Origin of the sequence: Rahnella victoriana (genome assembly GCF_004330295.1) — a bacterium.
Classification (GTDB): Bacteria; Pseudomonadota; Gammaproteobacteria; order Enterobacterales; family Enterobacteriaceae; genus Rahnella; species Rahnella victoriana.
Window position 1 is genome coordinate 1 of record NZ_SJOJ01000034.1, and the last position, 12134, is coordinate 12134.

Annotated in this window: 12 protein-coding genes; all 12 read right to left on the minus strand. The window is 53.8% G+C overall.

Translation table 11 applies throughout. The annotated features are described in order from the left end of the window. Positions 1–25: 25 nt before the first annotated feature. The gene (locus tag EYY67_RS21915; RefSeq protein ID WP_095922310.1) at positions 26–676 is read right to left on the minus strand and encodes a helix-turn-helix transcriptional regulator; all 651 of its coding nucleotides are present in this window, start codon (positions 674–676) and stop codon (positions 26–28) included. Positions 677–751: 75 nt separating this feature from the next. After that, positions 752–1465 carry a response regulator transcription factor gene (locus EYY67_RS21920; RefSeq protein ID WP_229921054.1) on the minus strand — a complete coding sequence of 238 codons (714 nt, stop codon included), beginning with the start codon at positions 1463–1465 and terminating at the stop codon, positions 752–754. A gap of 117 nt (positions 1466–1582) precedes the next feature. After that, positions 1583–2137: a fimbrial protein gene (locus EYY67_RS21925; protein ID WP_095922311.1), complete on the minus strand. Its 555-nt coding sequence runs from the start codon at positions 2135–2137 to the stop codon at positions 1583–1585. 35 nt (positions 2138–2172) lie between these two features. Next, the gene (locus EYY67_RS21930; RefSeq protein WP_229921055.1) at positions 2173–3261 is read right to left on the minus strand and encodes a fimbrial protein; all 1089 of its coding nucleotides are present in this window, start codon (positions 3259–3261) and stop codon (positions 2173–2175) included. Between the two features lie 14 nt (positions 3262–3275). After that, positions 3276–5834 carry a fimbria/pilus outer membrane usher protein gene (locus EYY67_RS21935; RefSeq protein ID WP_095922312.1) on the minus strand — a complete coding sequence of 853 codons (2559 nt, stop codon included), beginning with the start codon at positions 5832–5834 and terminating at the stop codon, positions 3276–3278. Between the two features lie 101 nt (positions 5835–5935). After that, positions 5936–6622 (minus strand): fimbrial biogenesis chaperone, encoded by a 687-nt coding sequence (locus EYY67_RS21940; protein WP_131694385.1) that lies wholly within the window; start codon positions 6620–6622, stop codon positions 5936–5938. 89 nt (positions 6623–6711) lie between these two features. Then, entirely contained in the window at positions 6712–7233 is a 522-nt protein-coding gene (locus EYY67_RS21945) for a fimbrial protein (protein WP_095922314.1), read from the minus strand. Positions 7234–7729: 496 nt separating this feature from the next. Continuing rightward, positions 7730–8278, minus strand: a complete 549-nt coding sequence (locus tag EYY67_RS21950) for a tyrosine-type DNA invertase (protein WP_095922315.1) — start codon at positions 8276–8278, stop codon at positions 7730–7732. A gap of 703 nt (positions 8279–8981) precedes the next feature. Beyond that, positions 8982–9716 carry an SDR family NAD(P)-dependent oxidoreductase gene (locus EYY67_RS21955; RefSeq protein WP_131694386.1) on the minus strand — a complete coding sequence of 245 codons (735 nt, stop codon included), beginning with the start codon at positions 9714–9716 and terminating at the stop codon, positions 8982–8984. 8 nt (positions 9717–9724) lie between these two features. After that, positions 9725–9979, minus strand: a complete 255-nt coding sequence (locus tag EYY67_RS21960) for an acyl carrier protein (RefSeq protein WP_131694387.1) — start codon at positions 9977–9979, stop codon at positions 9725–9727. Positions 9980–10035: 56 nt separating this feature from the next. Then, positions 10036–10860, minus strand: a complete 825-nt coding sequence (locus EYY67_RS21965; protein ID WP_131694388.1) for a MaoC/PaaZ C-terminal domain-containing protein — start codon at positions 10858–10860, stop codon at positions 10036–10038. Further along, positions 10860–12131: a beta-ketoacyl-[acyl-carrier-protein] synthase family protein gene (locus EYY67_RS21970; RefSeq protein ID WP_131694389.1), complete on the minus strand. Its 1272-nt coding sequence runs from the start codon at positions 12129–12131 to the stop codon at positions 10860–10862. Before EYY67_RS21970 ends, EYY67_RS21965 begins: the two co-directional genes overlap by 1 nt. Between the last annotated feature and the right edge of the window lie 3 nt (positions 12132–12134).

The following is a 12134-nucleotide window of genomic DNA, read 5'->3' on the forward strand; positions in this document are numbered from 1 at the left end:
TTCACGGCCTGTTCAATACCTTTTTTTAACACATGTTTTTCAACATCAGGAACAGTTCGGAATCGGTTTTCACACCCAGTTTGCGCATCGCATTGCATTTGTGCGCACTGATTGTTTTTATGCTCAGTTGCTTAGCTTGCGCAATTTCACGCAGGTCCATGCCGTTAAACAGATGTCGCAGCACCTCCGTTTCGCTTCGCGTGATCCGTGCAGAAGCCTGAATGTTTTGCTCAGTCAGACGCACCAGGTCGCAACAGATCCGCGGGCTTAAGACGCGCTTTCGGGCAAATGCCTGTCTGAAATAATCCTCGGTGTCGCGCAGCGATTCACCGCGTGCAATCAGACTGATATTGCGCTGGTTGACCAGCTTTCGCAGTTCGTTGCCATTATGGCAAAGCGTATAAACCACCATATTCAGACGGGGAAATTGCTCACTGAGATTTAGCAGAATATCCAGCCCCTGGTGCAGGTTTTCCTGGGCGCTTTGCAGGTCTGTCACCAGAATATCCACGGACTGATACATCAGGGCTTCTGAGATTTTCTCCAGACATGTTTCTTTCACGCGGATATCGCAGCCGCTGTCAATGGACGTAATCAGTGATGACAGTCCGGAGAGCGTCAGCGGCTGGCTGTCCATCAGCGCCACAGCGCGGGTCGATGTATGAGTATGATGCATAACTCTCTTGCTCCTTGCTGCCGGGCTTCATTTCCCGGCACCGTTCCATTTGAGGATGTCCTATTGCCACCGGAATTAATGGCTGGCAGCCGGACCAATCTTCGCCATCCATGAGCCCTGGGCAAAAAGTTCACTGTCATTGTGAAAACCCAGTTTCATCATCGCATTGCGCTTATGCGTGCTCACTGTGCGGATATCGCGATGCAGCGTCTGTGCGACGCTGGAAACGCTCATGCCCGAGAAAAGACAGGTCAGCACCTCGAGTTCACGGGCGGTGAGTGCCGGGTTTTTCATCGCGGGGGTCGTCACCAGCCTCTTGGCTTTCGGGCTCAGCCACTGGCGCCCGCCGGCCATCACGTCAAAAACACATTGCACCAGCGCCAGCTCCGGCTCGTGTTTAAGTAACACACCGTTGGCCGGAGAAGACGCCAGCAGTTCCAGCACGCGGTGGTCGCTGAAATCAGTGCAGATGATAATTTTCATCTGCGGATGTGAATCTTGCAGATGGGCCAGCAAGCGCAGGCCATCAAGCACCGATTCCTTTTCGCCGCAAATGTCCATGATAAGCAGTGCCGGTAGCGAGCGGGCGATGGCCGCCTGAATACCTGCAAGGCGCTGTACATAATTGACGGATTTTGTGATGCCGCAGGAAGCGGTCAGTACACGCTTCATGCCCAGAGCAGTAACGGGACAAGCGTCCATAATCAGTACGCCTTCCGCCGGTAAATTTGGGCGGAAAGCGTCACGGGCAACATGACCCGGCGTGAGGTTGTCGACACTGTTCATCATAGCTTCCTTGTTTTCTCAGTCACATTCCCGACAGGGACATAATCCTGTACAAAATCCTTACGTTCTTTATTGATGGTGCTTACTGATTTCCCTCAGTTGCTGAGCGTGCAAATGGGCTTACTGGTAGGTAAACGTGACTTGTACGCTGCCGACAATCGTCCCCGGCGTCACCTTCCCCTGCGCGCTGTACGCCCGGGCGCGCAGATCAAACGTGGTACTGCGGGTGGCGGTATCAATGTTCTGAACTTTATACCCCGCGTTTCCCAGTGCGGTACCGTCGCTGCTTTGCAGCTGAATTTGCACCTGCGTGGCGCTGCCGGTGTTGGCATACATGTCGCTTTCAGCCTCATCCGGTGTCCCGTTCACGGTCATGGTGGCTTCGGAGGTCGATGCCGGACACGCCGTCAGCGCAATCGAAAAAGGTTTCCAGTCTGATGATGACCCGGCCTCAGCCATCGACGAGGCCAGAATCTTCTGCCCCAGATCCACATTCATTCCGCCGGAAGGCAGACTGACCGTGCACGGCGACGCTTTAATATTGCCGGTGATATTCAGTACGGTGTCCGCGCTGACCGGTTGCCACAGCGTGCTGGCCGTCAGCCCCAGTCCAAGCGCCAGAAACAGCGCCGGTGCTTTTCCTTTAGTTATTACAAATGCCGCTAAGCTTTTCATCTTGGTGATATTCCCTTACCGGTCACGTTCCGGAATTACTGTATTTCTGCGCGGATAGTCGCGGTGGCGGTGAAATCACCGGTGCCCGGCTCTTTACCACTGGTGTTAATCGGAAATAAGTTAATTTGCGACGTGCCCGCCTGAGTGGCGTAATCCATCGTCAGCGGTAAGCGGCCGCTGAGCGGTGCCACGGTTGCACCCGCGCTGTCCTGGATCCTGACGCCCACATCGGCGTTAGTGGTCGAGAGTGCGGTCGGATCATTGGCATCCGGCGTTCCCTGGAAAGAGAGACTGACATTGACGCCTTCGGAAATATTGGTGCAGGCCACGTTGAAATTGACGTTTTTCGGCGTGAAGTTTTTCGCCATCTGACCTTTGGTGGCGATATCGCCCGACATGATGTCGCCAAAGGGTACCGTGATCACACCCCCGCCATTGATAACGCACGACTGCGGCACCGTCACTGTGCCGCTCATCCAGACGGTCGAGACAGGAACGGTCGACTGCGTGGTCGGATCAGACGCGATATACACATCCACGACTTTGGTCAGCGGAATGGTTTGTACACCGACAAAAGGCCGGCGGAAGTAGAGTGAAATGGTGCCGCGGGCGCCCGTGGCATAAGGATATCGGGCGCAGCTGGTGGCGGTATTCTGGTTACTGACACTGGTAAACGGCGTCGATTTATAATCGCCAAATCCCCCGGCAATATAGACCTGACTGGCCACTGCCAGAAACTCGTTGATACTGTAATAATTCAGGTTACCGTCGTTGTACGCCAGCCCGGTATCCGGCACTTTTGCGGTCACGTAACCCCCGACATAGTCGCCGGTGCAGGAACAGGTCACATTGTAGTTACCGCTGAGGTTCCATTCATAGGCGTTGTTGACGATCTTTCCGGCCGTGTTTTGAGTCGGGTCGGTCAACAAATAAGTCATGTTGAACGTATAGGATTTTGTCCCATCCGTCGGGGCACAGTCACTTGCCTGCACGTTGGCGCTCAGCATGCCACCGGCCAGCAACAGCCCGAACAATGCGCCCTTTTTACCCCCGGACACGCCGCGGAGAATGGGCTGGCGTGGAGAAGTCACGTGTGTGGTTAATTGATTCATACGATCGGTCATTTCCATGTTCCGCCTTACCGGCAGTCTCCGTTAATAAGTTGAATACCCGACGTGGCCGGTTGTTCAGGCAGGCGATAGTTCACCTGACAGGACTGCGCCGCTGAATTACCCCATTTCACTGTCAGCGTGCCGCTGTCGGACATACCTGACAGATAAACCTGGCCGCCGTCGCCGACAATGCTGCTGTTTTCCTTGTCCCCGTTGTTCACCCCTGCGGTAGCACCAAAGGGCACCGGCTCGCCATTGGCGCGGGTCAGTGTCATCAGCACACGCTGGCCGATGTTCGGATCAAAGTCCGCACGCACCACCGCGCCACGTGTCGGGATCACCGTGGTGCTGGTCAGCGTCATATCGACATTGTCCGGCAAGGTTGAGGTATCCAGGGAAATCTGGTTACGCCGGTACGCCGTGGCGTAAGGCACCACCGCATAGCCACGCCAGTCGGTTTTAACCCCGGTATTGCTGGTGATGCTGACATCGTCCGCGCCCGGCGCTTTCACCAGCACCACCGTTTCACTCAGCGGTTGCGAGAAGGTCACGCCATTTTCATGCAGCAAAATGCCGCCCTGCAGACCGTAATCCATACGGCGCTGGCTGCGGTCATAGCCGTAACCAGCATTCACTTCGCCGTAGCCACCTTTATAGTCGGCGCTGGCATAGCCGTTCGCACCCTGCCCCTGCGTGGTGTAACCCTGACTGATGTTGTAATTCAAATTGTCATCACGCAGTGCCGTGCCGCTCAGCCCGACGTTATGCGAGGTATTGCCATTTTTACTGCTGTTGAGGTTATAGGTGGCGTAACTGCCCGGCAGCCATTTGCTCAACGGCACGCTGACGTTAAAAGCCACAATCTGATCGGTGTAATAGGTCCGGTTGCCGTTGCTGTCCGTGCCATTGCGGTTATAGGTGTAGTTAACCCCCCAGGAAATGCCGTCCCAGGTGTTGTTGTAGCCCACGCTGCCTGATTGGGTTGACCGGTTGTTATTCCAGTATTCTTCTTTCACCAGACTCAGGGAAAGCGCACCGCCCTTTTCCCACAAGTTCTGGCTCAGGGTCAGTTCAGCGCGGCTTTTTTTATGATCGCTGTAATACCCGCTGCCGCCGGAGTAGCTTTCCAGCGCTTCCTGCAAGGTGTAAAACCCGGCCGTGGAATAGCGGTAGCTGGCCAGGCTGAAGTTGGTGCCTGATTCGACAAAGCTTTTGCCATAACGCAGCCGGTAAGACTGACCGCTGTCTTTTGGCGCATCTTCCTGTTTAGTCCAGGCCTGCGTCACGTCAGCGGACAGCGCACCGATGCTGCCGAGGTTTTGACCCAGCCCCATCGCCACTGACTGGTATTTGCTGGCCGCCTGCAAGCCGCCGTACACCGTCGCACCATGCGATAAACCATAAATTGCGGTGCCCTGTGTGAACGGCGTCTTTTCGACGTTATCGTTATACGAGCGGTACTGACCGCTGGTGAAGCTGTATTTCAGATGTCCTTCGCGCTGAAGCACCGGCACCGACGCGAAAGGCACCACCATATTTCGCTCACTGCCATCGGCTTCTTTGATCGTCACATTCAGGTCGCCACTGCCTGCTGTCGGATAGAGGTCAGAAATAGCGAACGGCCCGGCAGGCACGTAACTCTGGTAGATGACATAGCCGTTCTGGCGGATGGTCACCTGCGCATTACTGTTGGCAATGCCACGCACCACCGGCGAATAGCCTTTCATGCTGTCCGGCAACATGTCGTCGTCGGAGGCCAGCTGTAAACCGCGAAACGGGACGGTATCGAACACTTCGGTCGGCGAGTTACTGTCGCCCAACGTCAGCTGGCTCCGCAGCATCTGAATGTCACGTTGCAAATAGGTGTTGATGGAATCCCAGTGGTCAGTGCCTTTGCTGTCGCGGTTCCAGGTGGAATAGTTACGCAAACGCCAGACACCCAGATTCGCCCCTGAACGCAGGTTCAGGTAATAGGTATTGCTGTTTCGCGTGTCGTTTTCCCGAGCTTCGGTGTTCGCGCCGCTGAAGCTGTAGTTCATCAGCAAAGCCGGAATGCCCGGATCCCATTTGTCCGGAGACACGTAACCGCGCGCCTGCGAATTCAGCGCCGCCTGGGGAATGCTCAGATCCAGCCGTTGCTGATCGAAGCGGAAAGCCGCAGAAGACTGCGCTATCGCACCGGTGAAATTGGCACACTCGTCTGTCGCCTGGATGCCGGGGAACATGCCAATCTTCACGCCCATATCCCGCAGCAGTTCGCCGCTCAGGCAGGGTTGCAGGCTTTGCTTACCCGCCGCATCCGTCGTAAGGGTAAATTTTACGTCGCGGGTATCGACCTCTGATCCATTCAGATAAATATCAACACGATAAGTGCCTGGCGGCTGTAAATCCCCGTCTTCGAAAATCGACAGATCGGCATTACCCTGTGCAGGATTATCGATTTCCAGTAAGGCCGGGTTGAAATATTCCGCTGCGCTGGCCAGATGTGTTCCGCCCGTTAACATGGCTATCTGGCACGACACCAGCCAGGCAAGCCGGGAACGCGTAAAGCCGGTCGAATTATGACTTTTCGTTTTGTTCTTCATTGTGTTAATTCCATGTTGCAACGCAGCCAGAATTTCTGGCGCTTCTCCCTCGCCTTCCTTGTTTACCGCCGTGACAGACTTCTGCTGGTTATGAATTCAGGTCAGAGACTGGCAATAAAAGGTGTGCTGGTGCCGCCGTAATCATTGATGAATTGCCAGCTCAATGAGCCGCCGGTGACGCCGGACGGTAAGTCAAAACTGGCGTCAGACTGCGGTGCGACCATGGTGACGTTCTTCATCGCGCTGCCATTGATTTTCACGTTGAAGAATGTGATGTAATGCGCTGACGGATTGGTCACCTGAATGTGGTTACCGGTGCGTTTCCATGTCAGCGTTTTAGCGGACTCGTCCAGGGTACTTTTCACGCCAGACGGGCGAAAAATCAGCTTAATGCGCGTCTTCACGGCAATCTGCAGGGTGTTTTCCCGCTTCTCAGCGGAAGGAATCGATTTGATGTTCAGCCAGTACAGCGACTCTTTGGTCTCAGGCAAATCACCGCCCGCACGCACAACGCGCAGAATGTTTTGCTGATTACCGTCAAGGCGGAATAAAGGTGGCGTCACGATAAACGGCGCTTTGTCTGCCGGTGCTGTTTTGCCGTTTTCATCGCCATCCACCCAGGACTGGATCAGATACGGCGTTTTATCGGGGTTACTGATATTGATGGAGGATTCTTTCTTGCCGCCGTCATAGATGAGACGCGTGCCGCCGACCACGACACCCGCTTGTGCGGCCATGCCAAAGGTCATTAATAATGCTGCCACCGCTGTAGCGCGCCATGTTTTCATGGTGTTCCTGCCTGTCTTAACCATTCAAATAGACCAGGGGGATACACTCCCCTGGTCTGACTTAATTCAACTGAAGCGAATCAAAAGGCTTATTGATAAACCACGGTGAACTGAGTCACGCCGTTTGCATCACCCACGGTGACAGCGTCAGTCAGGGAGATGTAACGGGCGCTGAAGTCCAGGTTGTTAGGACCAGTGCTGACCAGCGGATAAACAGAGGAGTCTTCGTACAACGGAACCACTTTGTTCTGGTTGTCAGAAATCTGAATACCCACGCCTGAGGCAGTGCTGTCACCGGCAGTCAGTGCCAGCACGGTGTTGTCACCAGAAACCTGAGTACCGTCGAAACGCACGGTCGCACCGGTCACGGTGTCAGGGCAGTCGGTCAGAACTAAAGTGAATTTTTTGGCAGCGGCCAGTGAACCCGCCACAGGGAACGCGGTACGGGCGATATTACCCAGGAAGACATCCTGGTTTTGAGAAGCAGTATCGATCGTACAAGCCGCATCTGTGATAGTGCCGGTAAAGTTAACGGCGCCATCTGCTGCAAAAGCAGAAGAAGCGAATACAGAAGACGCGATCAGGGCAACAGCAAGAAGATTCTTTTTCACGAAATTTTTCCTATTAACATAATGCACATCGAAACACCTTTCCCGGTGTCCGAATTAGTTTTGACAAAACCATCTGTCATTCCTTTATTTAGTTCATGAGGTTCCACCCCACTTAATAAGCCGCCGGACGGGTTTAACCCCGAAACCCAAACGATTCATTTTGAACTAAAGTGACTCCTTTGGTTTATTATGCTAAATAGATGACATTGTGCGGAGTTTACTGCTTTTATATGAGAACTTTGTGAGATTTAACTAACGTATTGGCAGGCGGAGTGAGAATGACACGGGAAATCAAGGGAAGTGGATATAAGAAAAAACCGAGAGGCTTCTGGTGTGCTGAAATAACAAATAAATGTGTAAGCAACTGAATTTGATATGATTTTAATAAACTTCTGCGGAGGGGTGCATTCAGTATTGACAGAAATTTACCGGCTGATTAGAGTATGCTCCAATTTAGTTCAAAATGACTCCATTGAAACAATTAATTACAGGTTAACTACCAGACTTCTTTAAATCTTTTGGCGTTACTCGCCGTATATAAAACCGTATTCTGAATATTACGATGACCTAAATAGTCCTGAATTAAGCGGGTATCAATCCCTCTGTCTGCCAGCGCAAAACCACAGCCGTGTCTTAACATATGCGGATGGGCATTAATAGTCAGATTAGCGGCCTGACTATAATTTCTAATTAACCAGTAAATGCGCTGCCGTGATAATTTAGAACCACGGTTAGAAAGAAACAACCAGTCTGAATCTGCACCACGGTATTGCTTTCTTTTATTCATCCAGAGCATTAACGATTTCCTTTCCCGCATATAGAGAGGATGAACGGTAGAGAAGCCATTTTTTAACCGGTGGATATAGATATTATTGCCTTCCATGTCGATATCCGAGAGCCGCCAGCTACTGATTTCGCTGACCCGGCAACCGTGGATAAAACACATCCAGATCAGGCAATAATCCCGTTCTGCGTGCCTTCCGCGCAACGTCGCCTCGAGCAGTTTCTCAACCTCAGACGGAGTCAGGTATTTACGATTTTTCATAGTGCCTCTTCATGTTCATGTCGTCCCGGATAAGTATTGATTTCAGTGGCACTCATCATTCAACACTTTCCGAAAATGGAATTAGTGATCGCCTGCTGCACAGCGGTTCATTAATTCGTCGTTTAATAACAGGGGTTTTAATAACCCTGTGTGTTTAAAGCCCTCCTTAAAGTGATGCCTGTAAAGTTAATTCACTCATTTTCAATATACGTCCTAAACCCAACGTCATCAAATAAAATAAAAACCAACGCATTATGCTTATCAGCACTGACAATTAAGTTTATATCATATTCGCCACAACGGAGGCGTAATTTAAAATAATTCACCCTTTTAAACTGTTGTGAATTATATTTAACCTGTCGCGACCGTGACAATCAGCAGGGCATTTTTTCGCGTTTACCCTTTAATACTCTCTCATTTTCGGTACTTCGGAGGCGTTTTATCCTGCCTGTGGCCGGAATTTTTTACAAGGAAATTTCTGAGGCTTTTTAAGCATTTTTATCGCGGGCGGGGAGTTTATTTCAGGGGAAAAGCAGAACATCCGAACGTTGTGCCAAATATACGGTGATCTGGTCGCCAAAAGTCGTTTTTATACCGGCTATGTTCGGGGACAGGCAAAGCAGGAAGAACCTGAGACAGTGCGAAAATAAAAAAACAGGACGCAATGCGTCCTGTTTGGGTCAGGCAGACGATAAGGGGGGGATCAGGCGGAAAGACCACCGTCCAGAATGAGAGATTGTCCGGTCATGTACCTGCTGTCTTCACCGACCAGCCACGCCACCGCGCCTGCCACTTCGTCCACCTTTCCGAAACGTTTCATCGGAATGGTTTTACGCAGTGCAACCAGCTTGTCTTTAGGCATATCCGCGAGGATTTCGGTGTCGATATAGCCAGGCAGCAGGCAGTTAACCCGGACGTTAAAGCGCCCCAGTTCAACCGATAACGTCCGCGCCAGGCCGATCATCGCAGCCTTGCTCGCCGCATAAGCGCTCTGGCCACTGTTACCCTTTATGCCGGTCACCGACGACATCATTACCACCGAACCCCCGCCCTGCATCATCATCGGTTCGAGTAACTGGCTGTTCCATGAGAAAATGGCGTTTAAATTGGTGTCCATGACGTTGCGCCAGTTATCCGCATTCTGGTGAATATGCAGCGCATCAAGCGTGATACCCGCATTGTGTACCATGGCGTGCGGCGCGCCGTAGCTTGCCAGCAGGTCAGTGGCCAGACGCGTAACCGCCTGCTCATCACGCCCGTCGCACTGATGGCTTTCGACCCGGCCGGGCAACCCCACGCAGGCCAGTTCCACCTCGCGGGCGGCGCTTTCGCCCTGACACCAGGTAAACACCACATTCCATTCTTTCGCCAGACGCTGCACGGCGGCGCGTCCGATCCCCCGGCTGCCACCGGTGACCAGAATCCATTGATTTCCCATGACGTCATTCATGGCTTAGTGGCTTTTTCGCTGAGATACTGGCACAGCTCACGCAGCGTAATGTTGACGTTATCGACGAACAAATCAGCCTCGATGGTGACGCCAAACTCTTTCTTCGCCAGCACCATCAGTTCAACGTAATCCAGGCTGTCGAGTTTGAGCTGATACAACGGCATGTCCGGGATGAGATCTTCCTGCTCCAGATCCTTCGCGTCACACAGCATCTCGCAAACCTTGCTGTAAACCTCATCATAATTCGCCATGTTTTATTCCTTTAAGTGAGTCAGTTGTCTTTGTTTATTATGAAAAAATCAGTGTGCTATTCCGTCAGCGGTCCGGTTTTCAGCGTGACCGCGACGGACATCAGCGGTTCACCGGCCTGCCATGCCTGAATGCCTGCCAGCAGCACCAGCCCGCGCTGTTTTTCGCCCATAACCAGCGTCGGCCGGATGGCGTAATCTATCGCGCCGAAACGCTGTCCCTGCCCTGTCTGCGTCAGTAATCGCGGGGAAAAATGCGTTTCATGATGCGTCTGCACCACCTGTACCAGAGTAAAAACGTCACTCAGGCGGGTCGCCTGAAGCGACGGTAAAAGACTGTGCACGGTTTCCAGCGTCTGCGGGGCATTCACCATCTGGCGAAACAGCACCGCGTCGAGAAAGCTCCACGCCGGCACCACCGGGCTGCCGACAGCCAGAAACTGAGTATGCAGCGTTGCCAGTTCCTGCGCGGCCAGCGTATTCCCCGGCGTGTGCGGCGACAGCACCAGTGCCTTCGTCGGTGTCAGTTTGCTGCTGATGCTGGCCTGCTGTGTCTGTGCATGACGCAAGCTTGCGCTCAGCTGCACCCCGTCATCACGCAGCGTTTCGCGCACCGGCAGCTGATACGGCGTGTCGCACAACACCGGTTCGCGCAGACGGCTGGTGAACATCAGTCCGTCTGCCGTTAACCCATGCTTTTCCTGCGAAGTAGTCAGTACCAGTTTCATATCCAGCATTGCGCGCATTCCGTGAACGCATAATCCGGTCAGACCAAGACGCCGCGCCTCAGCCGCGTCAAAATGGATCGGATTGTAATCACCGGAAAATGCCGCCCAGCGTTCGGCATCCGACAGGCTGTAACGCAGAGTGTCACCCGCCAGCATTATTTCCCCCTTCCGATCACCAGCGCGGCGTTCGCCCCGCCGAAACCGAAACTCAGATTCAGCGTGGTGTTCAGTACCGCCGGGCGATGCACGTTGGCGACGTAATCCAGATCGCACGCCGGATCGGGCGCATCGAGATGGCAGGTCGCGGGCATGATCTGATGCGCAAGCGCCTGCAGGCAGACGATGGATTCAAAACTGCCTGCCGCCGCGATCAGATGTCCGGTATAGGATTTGGTGCTGGAGCACGGCGTGGCGTAAGCCGCCGTTTCGCCCAGCGCAATCTTGATCGCTTCAGTTTCGTTGAGATCGTTGAGCGGCGTAGAGGTGCCGTGTGCATTGATATAATCCAGATCGCTGGCGGCAATACCGGCCTGCGCCAGCGCATGGCGGATAGTTTGCACCCGCGCAATTTTGTCTTCAGCCGGTGCGGTAAAATCAAAGGCATCCGAGAAATTGCCGTAACCCAGGATCTCACCGAGAATGTTTGCGCCGCGCGCCAGGGCCGATTCCCGTTCTTCCAGACACAGCACCGCCGCACCTTCGCTGAGCACAAAACCGTTGCGATGCAGGCTGAACGGGCAACAGGCGCGGGTGATCTCCTCCTGTTCACTGGCCAGCGCGCCCAGCACGTCAATATTCCATACCGCCGAATCAGAACGCAGTGATTCTCCCGCGCCCGCCAGCATCATGCCGGCCCGGCCATTGCGGATCAGTTCGAAAGCGTCGCCGACCGCCATGGTTCCGGTCGCACAGGCCGCCACCGGCGTGTTCTGATAGCCACGCAATCCCCACAGCAAACTGACTGCCGCCGTGGCGGAATTCGGCATGGAGAAAAAGCAGCCAAAAGGAGATCCCATACCGGTACGCAGATAGTCTTCGTAATGCAGCTGAGTTTCATCCTGCCCCGCCCAGCCGGTGCCCATAATGACGCCGCAGTCGCGCAAATCGTAATGTTGCTCCGGTTTGTCATCGCCAAACGCCATCTGCATGGCTTCCCGCGCAGACGCCAGCGTCAGCCGTGCATAACGCGGCAGGCGGCGACGGATTGCCGCAGGCACGCCTTTGAGCGAAGGTTCATGATCAATCAGGCCGTAAAAACGGGATTTAATCCCCGCAGCTGATTTGTCGCAGTAGCGGTAGCCGGGGGTGTAATCCATGATCGCGGCCCAGCTTTCGGCGGAGTTCACCCCCAGCGGGGTCACCGCCCCATAACCGGTCACGACCACCCGACGCGGCGTATCAGCCGTCTGTAAAACATCCTTTTGCATGCT

Coding starts and splice junctions, on each gene's coding strand:
- EYY67_RS21915 (WP_095922310.1), bottom strand. CDS start 676: ATGCATCATACTCATACATCGACCCGCGCTGTGGCGCTGATGGACAGC.
- EYY67_RS21920 (WP_229921054.1), bottom strand. CDS start 1,465: ATGATGAACAGTGTCGACAACCTCACGCCGGGTCATGTTGCCCGTGAC.
- EYY67_RS21925 (WP_095922311.1), bottom strand. CDS start 2,137: ATGAAAAGCTTAGCGGCATTTGTAATAACTAAAGGAAAAGCACCGGCG.
- EYY67_RS21930 (WP_229921055.1), bottom strand. CDS start 3,261: ATGACCGATCGTATGAATCAATTAACCACACACGTGACTTCTCCACGC.
- EYY67_RS21935 (WP_095922312.1), bottom strand. CDS start 5,834: ATGAAGAACAAAACGAAAAGTCATAATTCGACCGGCTTTACGCGTTCC.
- EYY67_RS21940 (WP_131694385.1), bottom strand. CDS start 6,622: ATGAAAACATGGCGCGCTACAGCGGTGGCAGCATTATTAATGACCTTT.
- EYY67_RS21950 (WP_095922315.1), bottom strand. CDS start 8,278: ATGAAAAATCGTAAATACCTGACTCCGTCTGAGGTTGAGAAACTGCTC.
- EYY67_RS21955 (WP_131694386.1), bottom strand. CDS start 9,716: ATGGGAAATCAATGGATTCTGGTCACCGGTGGCAGCCGGGGGATCGGA.
- EYY67_RS21960 (WP_131694387.1), bottom strand. CDS start 9,979: ATGGCGAATTATGATGAGGTTTACAGCAAGGTTTGCGAGATGCTGTGT.
- EYY67_RS21965 (WP_131694388.1), bottom strand. CDS start 10,860: ATGCTGGCGGGTGACACTCTGCGTTACAGCCTGTCGGATGCCGAACGC.
- EYY67_RS21970 (WP_131694389.1), bottom strand. CDS start 12,131: ATGCAAAAGGATGTTTTACAGACGGCTGATACGCCGCGTCGGGTGGTC.